The organism is Caulobacter sp. 602-2 (assembly GCF_011043625.1).
In the GTDB taxonomy this organism is placed as follows: Bacteria; Pseudomonadota; Alphaproteobacteria; order Caulobacterales; family Caulobacteraceae; genus Caulobacter.
The window spans coordinates 107,096-124,404 of record NZ_JAAKGT010000011.1 but is presented as its reverse complement, the minus strand read 5'-3'; the positions used below and the strand labels follow the sequence as shown (position 1 = coordinate 124,404).

The window sequence follows — 17,309 nt, the reverse complement described above, 5'->3', positions numbered from 1 at the left end:
TCTGTATGCGTGAGTTGACCCTAGAAGAGCTCGACTTCGTCACCGGCGGCGCCGACGAAGTCGACGGCATCACCGTCACGGCCGACGGCGGCGACGGCGACGGCTGGGACGGCTGGTGGGACGGCGGCGACGGCGGCGACGGCTGGTGGGACGGCGGTGACGGCGGCGTCGGCCCCGACGGCGGCGGCGACGGCATCACCGAAGAATATCCGCCCTGCGTCGAAGCCTCGCCCGAGGGCGTGGCGCCGGGCGCGATCCTCGACACGGCCCGCTCGGCAGCCGCTCAGATCGCCGCCGGCAACGACGAGACCTTCGAGTACGGCGCGCTCATCTGGGAGCTCAACGGCACGGTCGGCATGGGCGCCATCTACACCCAGAACGACACCGGTCAGGTCCAGATCGGCTCCAGCGGCGTGCCGGACGGCGCCCGCATCGTCGGCTACGTCCACAACCATCCGGACGTCGCCGGCGTCGACGACCGCACGCCGTCGAACCACGTGGGCGGCGACTGGGACCAGTACAACGCCCTGGTCAACAGCACCACGCTGCCGCGCGGCATCACCGCCGATCCGAACATGCTGCTGTTCATCTACACCAACGAAGACGGCAGCCTGCGCGCCTACGACAAGACCGACGAAGACACCGAAACCGCCAGCTGCGCCGTCTGACGCGCGCAACTGCCGTTTCATGAGACGGGCGACGAGCCGGGCTTCGGCTCGTCGCCTTTACGGCGGGGCGTCGCCCCCTGGGAGCCATCCAAAAATAGGCGTTGTCGGCGCGGCGGGTTTGGCCCTAGCGATTGCACATGACCGTTTCCGTGCTGTTCGTCTGCCTGGGCAACATCTGTCGATCGCCTCTGGCCGAGGCCGCCTTCCGGCAGGAAGCCGAACGGCGGGGGCTGGACGTCGTCGTGGATTCGGCCGGCACCAGCGGCTGGCACGCGGGCGATCCGCCCGACCGTCGGGCGCAGGCGACGGCGCGGCGGCACGGGGTCGAGATCGGCCAATATGCGGCCCGCCAGGTGACGGCGGCCGATTTCGAGCGCTTCGACCACGTGGTGGCGCTGGACCTCGACAATCTGCGCAACCTGCGGCGGCTGGCGCCGGCGGGAAGCCCGGCGCGGCTGAGCCTGCTGCTCGACCATGTCGACGGACGCGCCGGTCAGGCCGTGGCCGATCCCTATTACGGCGACGACGCCGGCTTCGAGATCACCTGGGCCGACGCCGTTGCGGGGGCCCGTGGCCTGGCGGCGAAGATCGCGAGCTAGAGCCCGGGCGGCCAGTCCTTCAGGAGATCGACGGGCTTACGGCGGCCAAAGCGCCCCCGGCGCGGCGATAACAGGCTGAGCAGACGCTCAAGCCCGAACAGCAGCGCGGCGATCCCGACCGTGACGCCGGCGAACATGGCCCAGGCGCCGAGGTCTTGGCCCGGCCAGCCGCCGTCGATCACCAGCAGCTTGCCGCCGAACACGACGGCGACCAGCAGGACGAAGGCCAGGAAGCGCCAGACCAGCCCCATCGGACCCTACCCCAGATGCACGCGGATCAGGCTCCGCGCGGCGCGGGCGACCGAGCGGGCCGGGCCGTCGGCGCCGAGGGTGACGCGGGCGGTGTAGGAGCCCTCCATCAGCAGCATCAGGGCGTCGGCCAGTTCGTCGTCGGCCGCGCCGGCGCGGCGGCACAGGTCGATCAGCCGGCCGTGCAGCGAGCGCTTGTAGTTCACCGACACCTGCTGGGCCGGGTGGTTTTCCTCGTGCAGCTCGATGGCGGCGTTCGACAGCGGGCAGCCGTGGACGTTCATGTCGCAGGCCTTGGTCTCGAAGGCGTCGAAGATCGCCTCCAGCTGGGCGCGCGGGTCGGTGCAGCAGCACGCCGTCACCCCGTCCCACCAGGCCCAGTACTCGCGCTCCTGCTCGCGCAGGACCTCGGCGACCAGTTCGTCCTTCGACGGAAAGTTCCGGTACAGCGTCATCTTGGTGGCCTCGGCCTCGGCCGCGATGGCCTCGACGCCGACGGCCCGGATGCCGTGCTGGTAGAAGAGCTCGCGGGCCGTCTCGAAGATCCGGTCGCGGGCGGGCCTCTTGGACGCTGGCGGACCGTCCGGCGCGCACGCCGTCCCGGCTCCCAGCTCCCCCGAGCCGACCTCCCCAGATTTTCTCGCAGCCATTTTCGCAGCACCTCGCCTTGACGTGAGAGTTACCGGTCAGTATCTCTCCGCCAGGGAGTGATACCGAACGGTATCGTCACATCCTAAATCGTCATTCCGCCGAGCCAAGTCAAGCAACAGACCCTGCGACATTTCTCCCCCTCTTACCCCTTGAACGGAGCGCAAGCCATGCCGAACGCGAGCGACATCACCGCCGCCCCCGAAGCCGCCACGGCCTGCGCCTCCGGGTGGCTGGCCAGCGCCGCGCGTCACGGCCGTTCGATCCAGCGGTGGATCGGCAAGGCCGCCGCGCCCAAGCCCCGCACCCGGTCGTCGCGGCCCTATCGCCCGCCGACCTGGGAATAGCCGTCCCAAGCGTCCCCTCCCCGTCCGCCCGCTCCCCCGGGCGTTCTTTTCGACAGGTCTTCCGATGCGCCAAGCCATCAACACCTTCGCCGGCCTCGCCGCGCTGGCGGTCCTCACCGCCTGCAGCGCCCAGGCCAAGCCCGAACAGGGCCCCGCTCCCGCCGTGCAGGTCACCGTCGCCGACGTGGCCTTCAAGTCGCTGCGCCAGTGGGACGACTTCACCGGCCGCCTGGAAGCGGTCGACACCGTCGACATCCGGCCCCGCGTCGGCGGCTACGTGAACGCCGTGCGCTTCGCCGAAGGCGCCTATGTCCGCAAGGGCCAGGTGCTGTTCGAGATCGACCCGCGCCCGTTCCAGGCCGAAGCCGCCCGCGCCGGCGCCGAAGTGGCCCGCGCCAAGGCCGGCCTTGATCTGGCCGTCGTCAACCGCGAGCGCGGCCAGCGGCTGATCGACCAGAACGCCCTGGCCCGCAGCGAATTCGACCGCCTGGCCTCGGAAGAGAAGGCCGCCCAGGCCAATCTGGCCGCCGCCCAGGCCGCCCTGCAGACCGCCCGCCTGAACCTGGAATGGACCCGCGTGGTCTCGCCGATCGACGGCCGCGTCTCCAAGGCCCGCATCACCCGCGGCAACCTGGTCACCCAGGCCGACATGCTGACCACGGTGGTCTCCGACGCGCCGATCTACGCGGCCTTCAGCGCCGACGAGCAGACCTTCCTGAAGTACGCCGCCGCCGAGCGCGGCAAGGAAAGCCCGGTCTATATGGGGCTGATGACCGAGGACGGCTATCCGCACGTGGGCAAGCTGTCGTTCATCGACAACGCGCTGGACGCCAAGAGCGGCACGATCAGCGGCCGGGCGATCTTCGCCAACGCCGACGGCAAGTTCACGCCGGGCCTGTTCGCCCGCATCCGCCTGGTCAGCGCCGCCGCCCAGACGGTGGCCCTGGCCCCCGACCGCGCCATCGCGACCGACCTTGGCAAGCGCTATGTGATCGTCGTCGACCAGGCCAACAAGGCCCAGTACCGCCCGGTCGAGGTGGGTCCGCTGGCCGGCAACCTTCGCGTCGTCCGCCAGGGCCTCAAGCCCGGCGACCGGGTGATCGTCGGCGGCCTGCAGAAGGTCAAGCCGGGCGACACCGTCGCGCCGGTGGCGGTCAAGACTGAAGCCGCCGACCTCGGCCAGCTGGAAGTCGGCCCGCAGAAGGTGGCCGCGGTCGCCAGCCCCGTGCAGCAGAACTGACGGCGGAGCGCGACCCCCTCGTCCTTCGACAAGCTCGGGATGAGGGTCTCAACCGACCCGCCCCTCGCAAAACTAGCCCTCATCCTGAGCCTGTCGAAGGACGAGGGCGGCCCCTCTGAACGCTCCCCTCCCCCATCAAAGGGGGAGGGAACGACCTTGTACGTCCCTCCCCTCCCCGGACGCCTCCCATGAATTTCGCAAAATTCTTCGTCGGACGACCGCGGTTCGCCGCCGTGCTGTCCATCGTCATCTTCATCGCGGGGCTCGTGGCCCTGCCCAACCTGCCGATCAGCGAGTACCCCGAAGTGGTGCCGCCGACGGTCGTCGTGCGCGCGGCCTATCCCGGCGCCAACCCGTCGGTGATCGGCGAGACCGTGGCCGCCCCGCTGGAGCAGGCCATCAACGGCGTCGAGGGGATGATCTACCAGTCGTCCCAGTCGGCCTCGGACGGGGCCATGATCCTGACCGTGACCTTCGCGCTGGGCACCGACCTGGATAAGGCCCAGGTGCAGGTTCAGAACCGCGTGGCCCAGGCCCTGCCGAAACTGCCCCAGGAGGTGCAGCGCATCGGCGTGACCACCAACAAGGCCTCGCCCGACCTGACCCTGGTCGTGCACATGGTCTCGCCCAACAACCGCTACGACATGCTGTACCTCAGCAACTACGCGCAGCTGAACGTGCGTGATCGGCTCAAGCGCATCGACGGCGTGGGCGACGTGCAGATCTTCGGCGCCGGCGCCTACTCCATGCGGGTGTGGCTGGATCCGGAGAAGGTGGCCGCGCTCGGCATGACCGCCGGCGACGTCGTCCGCGCCCTGCGCGAGCAGAACGTGCAGGTGGCCGCCGGCCAGCTGGGCGCGCCGCCCAACGCCGGCTCGGGCGCCGACTTCCAGCTGTCGATCAACGCCCCCGGGCGCCTGACCGACGAGGACCAGTTCCGCAACGTCATCATCCGCTCGGGCGCCGACGGCCAGATCACCCGCCTGGGCGACGTGGCCCGCGTGGAGCTGGGCGCCAACAACTACGCCCTGCGCAGCTTGCTCGACAACAAGTCGGCCGTGGCCGTGCCGATCTTCCAGCGCCCGGGCTCCAACGCCCTGGAGATGGCGGCCGAGGTCAAGAAGACCATGAAGGAGCTGAAGAAGGACTTCCCCGAGGGCGTCGACTACGAGATCATCTACGACACCACCGCCTTCGTGCAGGAAAGCATCGACTCGGTGGTCCACACCCTGATCGAGGCCATCATCCTGGTGGTCATCGTGGTGGTGATCTTCCTGCAGGGCTGGCGCGCCTCGGTGATCCCGCTGCTGGCCGTGCCGGTGTCGCTGATCGGCACCTTCGCGATCATGCTGCTGCTGGGCTTCGGCCTCAACGCGCTGACCCTGTTCGGCCTGGTGCTGGCGATCGGCATCGTCGTCGACGACGCCATCGTCGTGGTCGAGAACGTCGAGCGGCACATCGAGAACGGCCTCTCGCCGCCCGAAGCCACCCGCAAGGCGATGAGCGAGGTCACCGGCCCGATCATCGCCGTGGCCCTGGTGCTGTGCGCCGTGTTCATCCCCACGGCGTTCATCACCGGCCTGTCGGGCCAGTTCTACCGTCAGTTCGCCCTGACGATCGCCATCTCGACGATCATCTCGGCCGTCAACTCGCTGACCCTGTCGCCGGCCCTGGCCGCCGTGCTCCTGAAGTCGCACCACGCGCCCAAGGACCGCTTCCAGAAGCTGATCGACCGCTTGCTGGGCTGGCTGTTCGTTCCCTTCAACAAGGTCTTCCACCGCGCCTCGAACGGCTATGTCCGCGGCGTGAAGGCGACGCTGGGCCGTTCGACCGCCTCGCTGTTCGTCTATGGCGGCCTGCTGCTGCTCACCGCTCTCGCGTTCGCCCGCACCCCGTCCGGCTTCGTGCCGCAGCAGGACAAGGCCTATGTGGTCGCCGTCGTGCAGCTGCCCGACGCCGCCTCGCTGGACCGCACCGAGGCCGTGATCAAGCAGATGGGCGACATCGCCATGAAGACCCCGGGCATCGAGCACTCGGTGGCCTTCCCGGGCCTGTCGGCCAACGGCTTCATCAACAGCCCCAACGCCGGCGCGGTGTTCTTCCCGCTCAGCGACTTCAAGGACCGCCGCGGCAAGGAGCTCTCGGCCGGGGCCATCGTGGGCCAGCTGAACCAGAAGTTCGCCGCCATCCCCGACGCCCAGATCGCGGTCTTCCCGCCGCCGTCCGTGCAGGGGCTGGGCACCATCGGCGGGTTCCGCATGCAGATCGTCGACAAGGCCGGCCTCGGCTCGGACGAGCTCTACAAGCAGACCCAGGCGATCATCGCCAAGGCGCAGAAGGATCCGGCCCTGGCCGGCGTCTTCTCCAGCTACCAGGTCAGCGTTCCGAAGATCCAGGCCGACATCGATCGTGAGAAGGCCCGGGCCCAGGGCGTGTCGCTGACCGACCTGTTCGAGACCCTGCAGGTCTATCTGGGCTCGCTGTACGTCAACGACTTCAACCGCTTCGGGCGGACCTACGAGGTCAACGTGCAGGCCGACCAGGACTTCCGCCTGCAGCCCGAGCAGATGCTGCGCCTGCAGACCCGCAACGGCGACGGCCAGATGATCCCGCTGGGCGCCTTTGTCAGCTTCAAGGAGGCCACCGGTCCCGACCGCGAGATGCACTACAACGGCATGCTGACCGCCGAGATCAACGGCGGCCCGGCGCCCGGCTTCTCGACCGGCCAGGCCCAGGCGGCGCTGGAGAAGATCGCGGCCGAGGAACTGCCCAACGGCATCGGCTTCGAATGGACCGAGCTGACCTACCAGCAGATCCTGGCCGGCAACACGGCGATCTACATCTTCCCGCTGTGCGTGCTGCTGGCCTTCCTCGTGCTGGTCGCCCAGTACGAAAGCTGGAGCCTGCCGCTGGTGGTGATCCTGATCGTTCCGATGACCCTGCTGTCGGCCCTGGTCGGCGTGCTGGTCACCGGCGGCGACAACAACATCTTCACCCAGATCGGCCTGATCGTGCTGGTGGGGCTGGCGTGCAAGAACGCCATCCTGATCGTCGAGTTCGCCCGCGAACGCGAGATCGAGGGCGACACGCCGCTCCAGGCGGTGCTGGAGGCCTGCCGCCTGCGCCTGCGTCCCATCCTGATGACCTCGATCGCCTTCATCATGGGCGTCTGGCCGCTGGTGGTGTCGCACGGGGCGGGCGCGGAGATGCGCCGGGCCATGGGCGTGGCGGTGTTCTCCGGCATGCTGGGCGTCACCGTCTTCGGCCTGATCCTGACGCCGGTGTTCTACTACGTCATCCGCCGGCTCTCGGGCCGCAAGTCGCTGGCGACCGTCAAGACGGCCCCGGCGGCGGAGGCCCAGGCCCACGGCTGATCGCCTCGCTTCCCAACCCAAGCACACCCATCCCTGTCCCTTCCCTCTCGGGGGAAGGGAGACTTCCGAGGCTCCCATGACCCTCCTTCGCACAGCCCTGATCGCCGGCGCCTCGCTGCTGGCCACGGCCTGCGCCGTCGGCCCGACCTACAAGGCCCCGACGCCCGCCCCCGTCGCCCTCCAGAACGCGACGCCCGCCGTCGCCTCCACCGCCGCCAATCCCGAGGCCCAGTGGTGGAAGGCGTTCGGCGACCCGACGCTCGACGCCCTGGTCTCCCAGGCCCTGGCCGCCAATCTCGACCTCAAGGTCGCCGTGGCCCGCGTCGACGAAGCCCGCGCCCTGTTCAAGGACGCGCGCCTCGACCAGATCCCGCGGGTCACCGCCTCGGGCGGCTACACCGACACCAAGCAGCAGCAGCCCGGCTTCTCCGACCAGCGGGTCGAGGTCGAGAGCTATCGCGCCGGCCTCGACGCGGCCTGGGAGATCGACCTGTTCGGCCGGGTGCGCCGCGGCGTGCAGGCCGCCGGCGCCGAGGCCGGCGCGGCCCAGGCCGACCTGCGCGACGTGCAGGTCAGCGTCGCCGCCGAGGTGGCCCGCAACTATCTGGAACTGCGCGGCGCCCAGGCCCGCCTGGCGGTGGCCCGCCGCAACCTCGAGACCCAGCGCGACACCCTGCGCCTGACCCGCGTGCGGTTCGAGGCCGGGGCCGGCGGGGCCATCGACGTCGCCAGCGCCGAGGCGCGCCTCAACGCCACGGAAGGCACGATCCCCGACCTGGTCACCGCCGCCACGCGCGCCAACTATCGCCTGGCCGTCCTGACCGGCCAGCGCCCGGGCGCACTGGACGCCCAGCTCGCGCCCCGCGCCGAGGAGCCCGCGCCGCTGGTCGCCGCCCTGCCGATCGGCGAGGCGTCCGAGTTCCTGCGCCGCCGTCCCGACGTGCAGGCGGCCGAACGCCGCCTGGCGGCCCAGACCGCCAAGGTGGGCGTGGCCACCGCCGACCTGTTCCCGCGCGTGCGGGTCAGCGGCTTCGTCGGCTTCCTGTCGGGCACCTCGTCGGGCTTCGGCAACAGCGCCAGCCAGGCCTGGTCGATCGCCCCGGCGGTCAGCTGGCCGGCTCTGGACCTCGGCGGCGCCCGGGCGCGGCTGAAGGCGGCGGAAGCCCGCAACGACGCGGCGCTGGCGGCCTACGACCAGACCGTGCTGGCGGCGATCGAGGACCTGGAGACCGCGCTCGTCTCCTACGCCCAGCGCCAGGCCCGGCTCAAAAGCCTGGCCGACCAGGCCGCCGCCTCGCGCCGCGCGGCCGAGCTGGCCCGCATCCAGTACAAGGAAGGCGGCATCGACTTCCTGGTGCTGCTCGACGCCGAACGCACCCTGCTGGCGGCGGAAGACGCGCTGACCGTCGCCGAGACCGGCGTCAACACCGACGTCGTGGCCATCTACAAGGCGCTGGGAGGCGGGTGGTCGTAAGGAAACACCTCTCCCAGAGGGAGAGGGAGGGGCCCATGCGCAGCATGGGAGGGTGAGGGGTTGCACCGCCTGCGGTCCCCTCCCCCAAACCCAGCGCCGTCGTTCAAGCCATGCGCGGGCCGGCGCCTTACCCCCTCACCCTCCCACGCCTGCGGCGCGGGCCCCTCCCTCTCCCCATGGGAGAGGTTTATATGGCGTCCGCGCCCTTTACTCGGAGCCCGCATGGCCGCCGCCGATGCCTACCTCTACCACCCCCGCGACGGCCACGGCCTGGCCCACGATCCGTTCAATTCCATCGTCGGCCCGCGCCCGATCGGCTGGATCTCCAGCGTCGACGCCCAGGGGCGGCGCAACCTGGCGCCCTACAGCTTCTTCAACGCCTTCAACTACACCCCGCCGATCGTCGGCTTCGCCTCTACGGGCTGGAAGGACACCATCGCCAACGTCCAGGCCACCGGCGTGTTCTGCTGGAACCTGGCGACGCGCGAGCTGGCCCAGGCGATGAACATGACCTCGGCCCCCGCCGCCCCCGGCCAGGACGAGTTCGCGCTGGCCGGGCTGACGCCGGTCGACAGCACGCTGATCGCCGCGCCGCGCGTGCTGGAAAGCCCGGTCAATTTCGAGTGCCGCGTCACCCAGTCGTTCCAGCTGACCACGGCAGCCGGCGAGGCGGTCGAGACCTGGATGACCTTCGGCGAGGTCGTCGCCGTCCACATCGACCGCCGCCTGATCCGTGACGACCGCGTCTACGACGCGCCCGCCGGCCGGCCGATCCTGCGCTGGGGCGGCCGCGGCGACTACGTCGCCGTCGATCCGTCGGCCATGTTCGAGATCTTCCGCCCGACCAAGGCCGACATTCCGCCTGCGGACTAGGGCTTGGCCCGCCCGTCGCGCTCGGCGCGCATCGCGGTGACCACCTGGCCGATCTGCGAGCCGCCGGGCGAGTCGGGCTTCACCGTCTGCAGGCCGCGCAGATAGGCCCGGTCCATCGGCGAGGCGTCGGTCCTGCCTTCCTCGGTGAAGAGGTTGAGCACGGTGTTGAACCCCTCGTAGTCGCGATCGGCGCGCGCCGAGGCGACGCCGGCCAGCGCCACGTAGTCGGCGAGGCCGCCCAGCTTGCGGCCGCCCATCCGGCGGCGATCGACCACCACGAACTGGTCCTGGATCACGCCCACCACCGAGGTGCGCACGCGCGAGCCGGCGCTGCTGGTGGTGAACATCAGCAGGTCGTTGCCCAGGCCGTCGGCGCTGACCGCGCCGCGCATCACGTCGACCTCGGCGAAGTTGGTCCACACCCGCACCGGACGATCGGTCGTGGCGTAGCGCTCGAAGCTCAAGGGCCGTTCGCGGTCGACCCAGAACTTGCCCGCCGCCCTGGCCTTGCGCACCAGCTTTTCGGGCTCGTCGGCCAGCACGACGGTGAGGTTGGGCTGGCAGCCCTTGGCGGCCATACGCACCCCCGCATCGCGCGCCATCTGGCTGATGCGGTCATGCAGGTAGCGGTTCTCTTCCGTGCGCCCGCCGGCCACGTAAGGGCACAGGGGGCCGGCCCACATCATCACCTTGCCGGCCGGCGTCAGGGGCGTGGCCCGCCGCACGAAGCCCGGATAGGGATCCACGCCCTGGGGCGAGACCTCGACCTCGTCCACGGCCGGAGGCTGCGCCGCGCCCTGCGCGACCGACAGCGCCAGCATCAAGGCCGCCAACACCGAAACCGACATGAAAAACCCTCCCAGGTCGCTCAACCTGGGAGGGTTTCACAGAACATCGCTCACCCGCAAGGGCGAAGCTTCGTCAGACGTCGACTTCGGCGTCCAGGGCGTTTTCCTGGATGAACTCGCGGCGCGGCTCGACCAGGTCGCCCATCAGGCGGCTGAACATGTCGTCGGCGTCGTCGGCGTGGTTGACCTTGACCTGCAGCAGGGTGCGGGCGTCGACGTCGAGCGTGGTCTCCCACAGCTGCTCGGGGTTCATCTCGCCCAGGCCCTTGTAGCGCTGGATGGTCAGGCCCTTGCGGCCGGCGTCGAGCACGGCCTGCACCAGGTCGAGCGGACCCCGGATCGTGGTGCTCTTGTCCTTGCGGCGGAAGACGGCCGCCTTTTCGAACACCTCGGCCAGCTTGGCCGCGCGTTCGGCCAGGCGACGGGCGTCAGCGGCGTGCAGCAGCACGTCGTCGAGCACGATGCGCTCGGACACGCCGCGACGCACGCGGCTGAACACGAAGCCGGTGTCGGCGCGCTCGCCGCTCCAGGGACCGTCGCCCTCCTCGTTGTAGAGGTCGAGGCGGCGGGCGGCCTTGGCCGCTTCGGGGCTTTCGCCCAGCAGGCCGGCCAGCGCCGCCTGCTCGATGGCCGAGGCCGGAGCGCGGGCCGCCAGGCGATCGATGTTGGCCTTGGCCGAACGGGCCAGCTGCACCAGGGCCAAGAGGTCCTGGCCGATCAGGCGCTCGCCCGAACCCAGGTCGAGCTCGGCGCCGTCGACGCCCTCGTCCACCAGGAAGGCGTCCATCTCTGTGTCGTCCTTCAGGTAGCGCGACGACTTGCCCTTGCTGGCTTTGTAGAGCGGCGGCTGGGCGATGTAGATGTAGCCGCGCTCGATCAGCTGCGGCATCTGCCGGTAGAAGAAGGTCAGCAGCAGGGTGCGGATGTGGGCGCCGTCGACGTCGGCGTCGGTCATCAGCACGATCTTGTGGTAGCGCACCTTGTCCGGGTTGAAGTCCTCGCGACCGATGCCGGCGCCCAGCGCCGTGATCAGCGTGCCGATCTGGTCGGACGACAGCATCTTGTCGAACCGCGCGCGCTCGACGTTCAGGATCTTGCCGCGCAGCGGCAGGACGGCCTGGTTGTCGCGGTTGCGGGCCTGCTTGGCCGAGCCGCCGGCCGAGTCGCCCTCGACGATGAAGATCTCGGACTTGGCCGGATCGCGTTCCGAGCAGTCGGCCAGCTTGCCGGGCAGGCTGGAGATTTCCAGCGCGCTCTTGCGGCGGGTCAATTCACGCGCCTTGCGGGCGGCCTCGCGGGCCGCGGCGGCCTCGGCGATCTTGCTGACGATCTGCTTGGCTTCGTTCGGGTGCTCCTCGAACCAGGTGGCCAGGCCTTCCTGCACCATGCTTTCGACGGCGGGGCGCACTTCCGACGAGACCAGCTTGTCCTTGGTCTGCGAGCTGAACTTGGGATCGGGCACCTTGACCGACAGCACGCAGGTCAGGCCCTCGCGGCTGTCTTCGCCGCCCAGGCTGACCTTCTCCTTCTTGGAGATGCCCGAGCTTTCGGCATAGGCGGTGATCACCCGGGTCAGGGCGCCGCGGAAGGCCGAGAGGTGCGTGCCGCCATCCCGCTGCGGGATGTTGTTGGTGAAGCACAGCATGTGCTCGTGGTAGCTGTCGTTCCACCACATGGCGAGGTCGAGCTCGACCTTGTCCTTGGTGCCGCGCACCGTGATCGGGGCCTTAAGCAGCGGGGCCTTGGCCTTGTCGAGGTGGCGCACGAAGGCCTCGATGCCGCCCTCGAAGAACAGCTTCTCTTCCCACGGCTCGGCGTCGCGATGGTCCTTGAACCAGATCGTCACGCCCGAGTTCAGGAACGCCAGCTCGCGCAGGCGGTGCTCCAGGGTCTTCCGGTCGAACTCGATGAACGCGAAGGTGTCCTTCGACGGGAAGAACGTCACTTCGGTGCCGGTCAGGGTCTCGCCGGCCTTGGGGCCGTCCTCGCGCACCGGCGACTCGCCGGTCACCGCCAGCGAGGTCACCGCGTCGCCGCGCTCGAAGCGCATCTGGTGGACCTTGCCGTTGCGGTGGATCAGCAGCTCCAGCCAGTCCGACAGGGCGTTCACGACCGAGACGCCCACGCCGTGCAGGCCGCCCGAGACCTTGTAGCTGTTCTGGTCGAACTTACCGCCGGCGTGCAGCTGGGTCATGATGACCTCGGCCGCCGAGACGCCTTCGCCCTCGTGGATGTCGGTGGGGATGCCGCGCCCGTCGTCGGTGACCGTCACCGAGCCGTCGGCGTTGAGGATCACCTGAACCTTGGTGGCGTGGCCGGCCAGGGCCTCGTCGATGGCGTTGTCGACCACCTCGTAGACCATGTGGTGCAGGCCCGAGCCGTCGTCGGTGTCGCCGATGTACATGCCGGGACGCTTGCGCACCGCATCCAGGCCCTTGAGGACCTTGATCGAGTCCGCGCCGTATTCGCCGGCGACGGCTTCTTCGGGAGCTTCGGGAACTTGGCCTTCGGTATTCTCGGTCATTCGTCTTCCAGAGCCGTAAACTCAAGGGGGGTCAGGCCGGCCTCGCTGACGCGAACGCCCAACGCCCGACCCTTGAGGTGGTCGAACAGCGACTCGTCCGTGCCGGTGAGGAAGGCCTGGAGCTTGAGCGCCGTGAGTTCATCGGCCAGAGCGGCTCGCCGGGTAAGGTCGAGATGCGCGGCGACTTCGTCGAGCAACACTATAGGATTCGGCGCGGATTCCGCACGCGAAAGTCTCGCCGCCTGGGCCAGAACCAGGTTCAAAATCAGCGCTTTTTGCTCGCCGGTGGAGCATTCCGAGGCCGGACGGTCCTTGTCGACGTGGAACACCGCCAGATCGCCCCGGTGCGGCCCGGTCAAGGCCCTTCCCGCGGCCCCGTCGCGCGGCCGCGCCGCGGCCAGCGCGCCAGCCAGTTGAAGCTCGATCTCGGCGGCCGAAACCCCGTCCAGCGCCATCTGCTCCCAGGCGCCGGTCAGGGTCAGCCGGGCCTGCGGGAACGGGCGGTCGCCGCGGCCGTCGATCTCGGCCTGCAGGGCGATGAGCGTCCGGGCCCTGGCCTGCGCCATCAGCGCGCCGGCCGCCGCCAGGCGGGCCTCCAGCACGGTCAGCCAGGCCGGATCGGCCGGCGCCCCGCCGTCGGCGGCGTCGGACAGCAGCCGCATGCGCTCGCGCTGGGCCTTGTCGTAGGCGTTGGCGTGGCTGGCGTGGGCGGGCTCGGCGGCGAACACCAGCCGGTCGAAAAACTTGCGCCGCTCAGAGGCGGCCTCGAGGAACAGGCGGTCCTGGGCGGGGGTCAGCCACATGGGCCGCACATGGTCGGCCAGGCGGCCCGGCGGCACGGTCTCGCCCTCGACGCGGACGATGCGGCGCGAGGCTCCGGCCGCTTCCGTGCCCGTGCCGACCTTCAGCGGCTCGCCGTCGGCCTGCTCGATCTCAGCGGCCACGGCCCAGGCCCGGCCGACGGCCTCGCCCGGCAGGCGGCGGCCCACCTCGGCCAGGCTCGATCCCCGCAGCCCCTTGCCGGGCGACAGCAGGCTGACGGCTTCCAAGAGGTTGGTCTTGCCCGAGCCGTTGGGCCCGAACAGGTAGACGCTGCGCCCGCCGGTGATCAGGTCGGCGCGCTCGTAGGATCGGAAGTCGGTGAGCCGCAGGCGGGCGATGGTGGCGGACGCCATGGGCGTCTCTTACGGTAGGTCGCCCGCCGCGTCACGCGCCGGCTGGCCCGCCCGTCAGCCCTGCCAGCGCCGTCCGCCGGCATGGGCCAGAAGACGCGGCGCGCTCCGCAAGCCGTGCATCAGGTGCGGACCGGCCAGCAGCACCAGGGCCCAGGCCCCGGCGCTCACGAGCACGACGGCGATACGGTCCCAGGCCAGGCGCATGGGGTGTCTCCAGCAGAGAGGAAGAAGCGACACCGCCGCGCTACGCCCGGATCAGGGCGGAAAAAAGAACAGCCCTAGCAGAGAGCTCCCCGCCCCTACTTCCCGTCATTCCCCCAGCCGGTAGGCGCACAGCTTGTTGCCGTCGAGATCCCGGAAATAGGCGAAATAGGCCTTGGGCATCCGCTCGCCGGGCGCGCCCTCGCAGGTTCCGCCCAGTTCGATGGCCTTGGCGTGGAAGGCGTCGACCTCCTCGCGGGTTTCGAAGTCGAAGCCGCCCATCATGCCGTTGCCGATGCAGGCCGGATTGCCGTCATACGGACCCAGCACGCCGAACATGCCCACGCCCTTGCCGCGATAGAGCCGCCCGCCGGACGGATGCTCGAACAGCGGCCGCATGCCGATCGAGCCCAGCAGGGCGTCGTAGAAGGCCTTGGCCTCCTCCAGCCGGTTCGAACCGACGGTCATGTAGCTGATCTTGGCCATGGCGGCGCCTCCCGTTTTCTTATGAAACGGACGTTGGCATGGCCCGACGGCGAGGGGCAAGAGCGCAGTAAATCCCTACTCAGCCAACGGATTTCACAGCCCATCAAACGTCGTCATCCCGGGCGGAGGACCGCTTAGCGGGCCGCAGACCCGGGACCCAGGGGCAACCGCACTGCGCCGGCTCCTGGGTCCCGGCTCTCCGGTTCGCTGCGGCCGGGATGACGAAGAATGTAGGTGCGATAAAAGGCGCCCCCTACCCGAAATATCCCCGCGCGACCTCGACCTCGGTCAGTCGCCACACGCCGGCCGCGCCCAGCAGCACGCGGCGCATCTCGACCTCGAAGACCTCGCGGGCGACGGCGCGGTCGACCAGGTCCCGCACCGGAACCTCGAACGGCGCATCGACGGCGATCGCCCGGTGTACGGCGGCGTTCATGGCCGCCAGGTCGACCGCCCCCTCCAGCGACGAAAAGGCGGCCGCGACCGCCTCGGAGCGCTCGAACCAGGTCGAGCAGTCCGAGAAGTCGATGGCCGCCCACAGGGTCAGCATCCGCTCGAAGAGATCGTCGAAGCGGTCCTCGCGCAGCAGGCCGGCGGGACCGCCCCGCGAACTCACTGGGCGGCGCCGACGCCCAGCACCTTCTGCAGGAACTGGGTCTCGACCTCGCGGCGGCGGTCGTTGTTGATCTTCTTGGCGAAGCCGTGGCCTTCGTCCTTGAACTGGACGTACCAGGTCTCCACGCCCTTCTCGCGCAGCTTGGCGACCACCTGGTCGGACTCCGACTTGGGCACCCGCGGATCGTTCCAGCCCTGCATGACCAGCATCGGCTTGGTGATCTTCCCGACGTTGTTCAGCGGCGAGATCGTCTCGAAGGCCTTCAGCATCTTCGGATCGCGCTCGTCGCCGTACTCGGCCCGGCGCAGGTCGCGGCGATAGGCCTCGGTGTTCTGCAGGAACGAGACGAAGTTGGAGATGCCGTAGCGCTCGACCCCGCCGGCCAGGCGGTCGGAATAGTGGGTCATCACCGCCAGCGACATGTAGCCGCCGTAGGACTGGCCGTAGACGACGACGCGGTTCGGATCCAGGTCAGGCTGGGTCTTGATCCAGTCGAGCAGCGCGCCGATGTCCTTGACCGAGTCCTCGCGCTTCTCGGCGTTGTCGAGGTTGAGAAACGTCTTGCCGTAGCCCGACGAGCCGCGGACGTTGGTGACGATCACCGCCGCGCCCAGCTCTGCCGTCGTGTGCTGGTGGAACGGGTTGAAGGTCGGCCGCGACTGGCCTTCCGGGCCGCCGTGGATGTCGATGATCACCGGCGCCTTCTGCCCCGCGGCCAGCTTGGGCTTGTAGACGAAGGCCGGGATCGAGCGCTTGTCGAACGAGGGGAAGCGCACCAGTTCCGGGCTGACCAGGGCCTTGGCGTCCAGGCCGCCCAGCTCCGAGGCCGTCCAGCGCGTGACCTGGCCGCTGGCCAGGTCGAAGCTCCAGGCGTCGCTGGAGGCCGTGGGCGTGGCCAGCGAGAAGCCCAGCTTGCCGCCGTCGGCCGAGAAGGCCAGGTTCGAGACCACGCCGCCCGGCAGCTCCGGCTGCGGCAGGGCGCGGCGGGTGCGGAAGTCCTGCACCACCAGCTTGGAATAGCCGTCCTCGTTGACCACGTAGGCCAGGACGCGGCCGTCGCCCGACAGCTTGAAGTCCTCGACGTCCCAGCGGCGCTCGCCCGAGACCAGGGCCTTCTTGCCGGTCGCCAGGTCGAACTCCACCAGGCGCATGAAGTCCGAGCCCTCGTCCGACAGCATCAGCACCGACTTGCCGCCGGGCGTGAAGACGCCGCCGTCATAGGAGACCTTGCCCTTGACCGGGTTCAGTTCGGTGGTCTTGCCGGTGGCCACGTCCAGCAGCCAGCGCTTGCTTTCGCCGATCGAGAAATAGCGCCCCAGCAGCACGGTCCTGCCGTCGGGCGAGACGTCGATCGGCGAGACCTGGCCCTCGCCCTGGAAGATCACCCGGCGACCGCCCGGGGCGGCGGGGTCGCGCATGACGACGTCGTAATTGGCCGACCCCTTGGTGGCGCGGCTCCAGACCAGCACCTTGCCGTCGCCCGACCAGGCCGGCGACTGGTTGCGGGTGCCCGCTTCGGTCAGCTGGGTCTCCTTGCCCGAGGCGTCGCGCACGAACAGCTGGAACCACTCGTCGCCGCCGGTATCCTTGGAAAACAGGATCTCGCCAGTAGACGTCCCATTGGCGGGCAGGGTGTGGACGCCGCTGACCGGCTCGTCGTGGAAGGTCAGCTGGCTGCGGTCGGCGCCCGGGGCGGCGACCTGGTGGATCTGGTTGGTGTTGCCGAAACGCGTGACGATCAGCATGCCGCCGGCGCTGGCCCAGTCCTGGAAGCTGGCGCTGCGGGCGTTCTGGTAGCGCGCCAGGCTGGCCCGGATCGAAGGATCGGCCGTCGGCACGTTCTCGAGGATCTGATTGCCGATCTCGCGGCGCTCGACCGGCTGGGTCTGAGCCAGGGCCAGGGTCGAGGTCGACAGCGCCAGGGCGGCGGTCAGGACAAGCAGGCGGGATTTCACGAGGGCGTCTCCGGGAACCGCCCCCTCCACCG

The 17,309-nt window shown here is 69.8% G+C and carries 16 protein-coding genes and 1 pseudogene; 7 read left to right on the top strand and 10 right to left on the bottom strand.

What is annotated here, in order from left to right; translation table 11 throughout:
• Positions 1-5 precede the first annotated feature (5 nt).
• Both G5B46_RS19520 and G5B46_RS19515 read left to right on the top strand, forming a co-directional pair.
• The gene (locus tag G5B46_RS19520) at positions 6-668 is read left to right on the top strand and encodes a hypothetical protein (RefSeq protein ID WP_165261381.1); all 663 of its coding nucleotides are present in this window, start codon (positions 6-8) and stop codon (positions 666-668) included.
• Between the two features lie 137 nt (positions 669-805).
• Positions 806-1,267 carry a low molecular weight protein-tyrosine-phosphatase gene (locus G5B46_RS19515; RefSeq protein WP_165261605.1) on the top strand — a complete coding sequence of 154 codons (462 nt, stop codon included), beginning with the start codon at positions 806-808 and terminating at the stop codon, positions 1,265-1,267.
• On the opposite strand, the gene G5B46_RS19510 is transcribed toward G5B46_RS19515, so the two are convergent.
• The gene (locus tag G5B46_RS19510) at positions 1,264-1,518 is read right to left on the bottom strand and encodes a hypothetical protein (RefSeq protein ID WP_165261603.1); all 255 of its coding nucleotides are present in this window, start codon (positions 1,516-1,518) and stop codon (positions 1,264-1,266) included. The genes G5B46_RS19515 and G5B46_RS19510 overlap by 4 nt on opposite strands.
• A gap of 6 nt (positions 1,519-1,524) precedes the next feature.
• Positions 1,525-2,166 (bottom strand): TetR/AcrR family transcriptional regulator, encoded by a 642-nt coding sequence (locus G5B46_RS19505; RefSeq protein ID WP_165261601.1) that lies wholly within the window; start codon positions 2,164-2,166, stop codon positions 1,525-1,527.
• A 168-nt stretch (positions 2,167-2,334) separates the two neighbouring features.
• Here G5B46_RS19505 and G5B46_RS19500 point away from each other — a divergent pair, with 168 nt between their 5' ends.
• The 5 genes from G5B46_RS19500 to G5B46_RS19480 all read left to right on the top strand — a co-directional run bounded on the left by G5B46_RS19500 (position 2,335) and on the right by G5B46_RS19480 (position 9,472).
• On the top strand, positions 2,335-2,511 hold the full coding sequence (locus G5B46_RS19500; protein ID WP_165261599.1) for a hypothetical protein: 177 nt from the start codon (positions 2,335-2,337) through the stop codon (positions 2,509-2,511).
• A 64-nt stretch (positions 2,512-2,575) separates the two neighbouring features.
• Positions 2,576-3,751 carry an efflux RND transporter periplasmic adaptor subunit gene (locus G5B46_RS19495; protein WP_165261597.1) on the top strand — a complete coding sequence of 392 codons (1,176 nt, stop codon included), beginning with the start codon at positions 2,576-2,578 and terminating at the stop codon, positions 3,749-3,751.
• 188 nt (positions 3,752-3,939) lie between these two features.
• Entirely contained in the window at positions 3,940-7,125 is a 3,186-nt protein-coding gene (locus tag G5B46_RS19490; RefSeq protein WP_165261595.1) for an efflux RND transporter permease subunit, read from the top strand.
• 76 nt (positions 7,126-7,201) lie between these two features.
• On the top strand, positions 7,202-8,599 hold the full coding sequence (locus G5B46_RS19485; protein ID WP_165261593.1) for an efflux transporter outer membrane subunit: 1,398 nt from the start codon (positions 7,202-7,204) through the stop codon (positions 8,597-8,599).
• Between the two features lie 222 nt (positions 8,600-8,821).
• Positions 8,822-9,472, top strand: a complete 651-nt coding sequence (locus tag G5B46_RS19480; RefSeq protein WP_165261591.1) for a flavin reductase family protein — start codon at positions 8,822-8,824, stop codon at positions 9,470-9,472.
• On the opposite strand, the gene G5B46_RS19475 is transcribed toward G5B46_RS19480, so the two are convergent.
• From G5B46_RS19475 to G5B46_RS19445, 8 genes and pseudogenes are all read right to left on the bottom strand, one after another.
• The gene (locus tag G5B46_RS19475; RefSeq protein WP_165261589.1) at positions 9,469-10,320 is read right to left on the bottom strand and encodes a hypothetical protein; all 852 of its coding nucleotides are present in this window, start codon (positions 10,318-10,320) and stop codon (positions 9,469-9,471) included. The genes G5B46_RS19480 and G5B46_RS19475 overlap by 4 nt on opposite strands.
• Positions 10,321-10,393: 73 nt before the next feature.
• A complete protein-coding gene (gene gyrB, locus G5B46_RS19470) occupies positions 10,394-12,844 on the bottom strand; it encodes a DNA topoisomerase (ATP-hydrolyzing) subunit B (RefSeq protein WP_165261587.1) in 2,451 nt (816 codons plus the stop codon).
• The gene (gene recF, locus G5B46_RS19465; protein WP_165261585.1) at positions 12,841-14,019 is read right to left on the bottom strand and encodes a DNA replication/repair protein RecF; all 1,179 of its coding nucleotides are present in this window, start codon (positions 14,017-14,019) and stop codon (positions 12,841-12,843) included. Before recF ends, gyrB begins: the two co-directional genes overlap by 4 nt.
• Before the next feature lie 54 nt (positions 14,020-14,073).
• The gene (locus tag G5B46_RS19460; protein ID WP_165261583.1) at positions 14,074-14,223 is read right to left on the bottom strand and encodes a hypothetical protein; all 150 of its coding nucleotides are present in this window, start codon (positions 14,221-14,223) and stop codon (positions 14,074-14,076) included.
• 105 nt (positions 14,224-14,328) lie between these two features.
• On the bottom strand, positions 14,329-14,706 hold the full coding sequence (locus tag G5B46_RS19455) for a VOC family protein (protein WP_165261581.1): 378 nt from the start codon (positions 14,704-14,706) through the stop codon (positions 14,329-14,331).
• Between the two features lie 134 nt (positions 14,707-14,840).
• A pseudogene (locus tag G5B46_RS24530) lies at positions 14,841-14,927 on the bottom strand (hypothetical protein); the annotation flags it as partial.
• A 32-nt stretch (positions 14,928-14,959) separates the two neighbouring features.
• Complete coding sequence (locus G5B46_RS19450) at positions 14,960-15,322, bottom strand: hypothetical protein (protein ID WP_165261579.1); 363 nt, start codon at positions 15,320-15,322, stop codon at positions 14,960-14,962.
• Positions 15,319-17,277 (bottom strand): S9 family peptidase, encoded by a 1,959-nt coding sequence (locus G5B46_RS19445; protein WP_346764954.1) that lies wholly within the window; start codon positions 17,275-17,277, stop codon positions 15,319-15,321. The genes G5B46_RS19450 and G5B46_RS19445 overlap by 4 nt, the downstream gene beginning before the upstream one ends.
• Positions 17,278-17,309 lie beyond the last annotated feature (32 nt).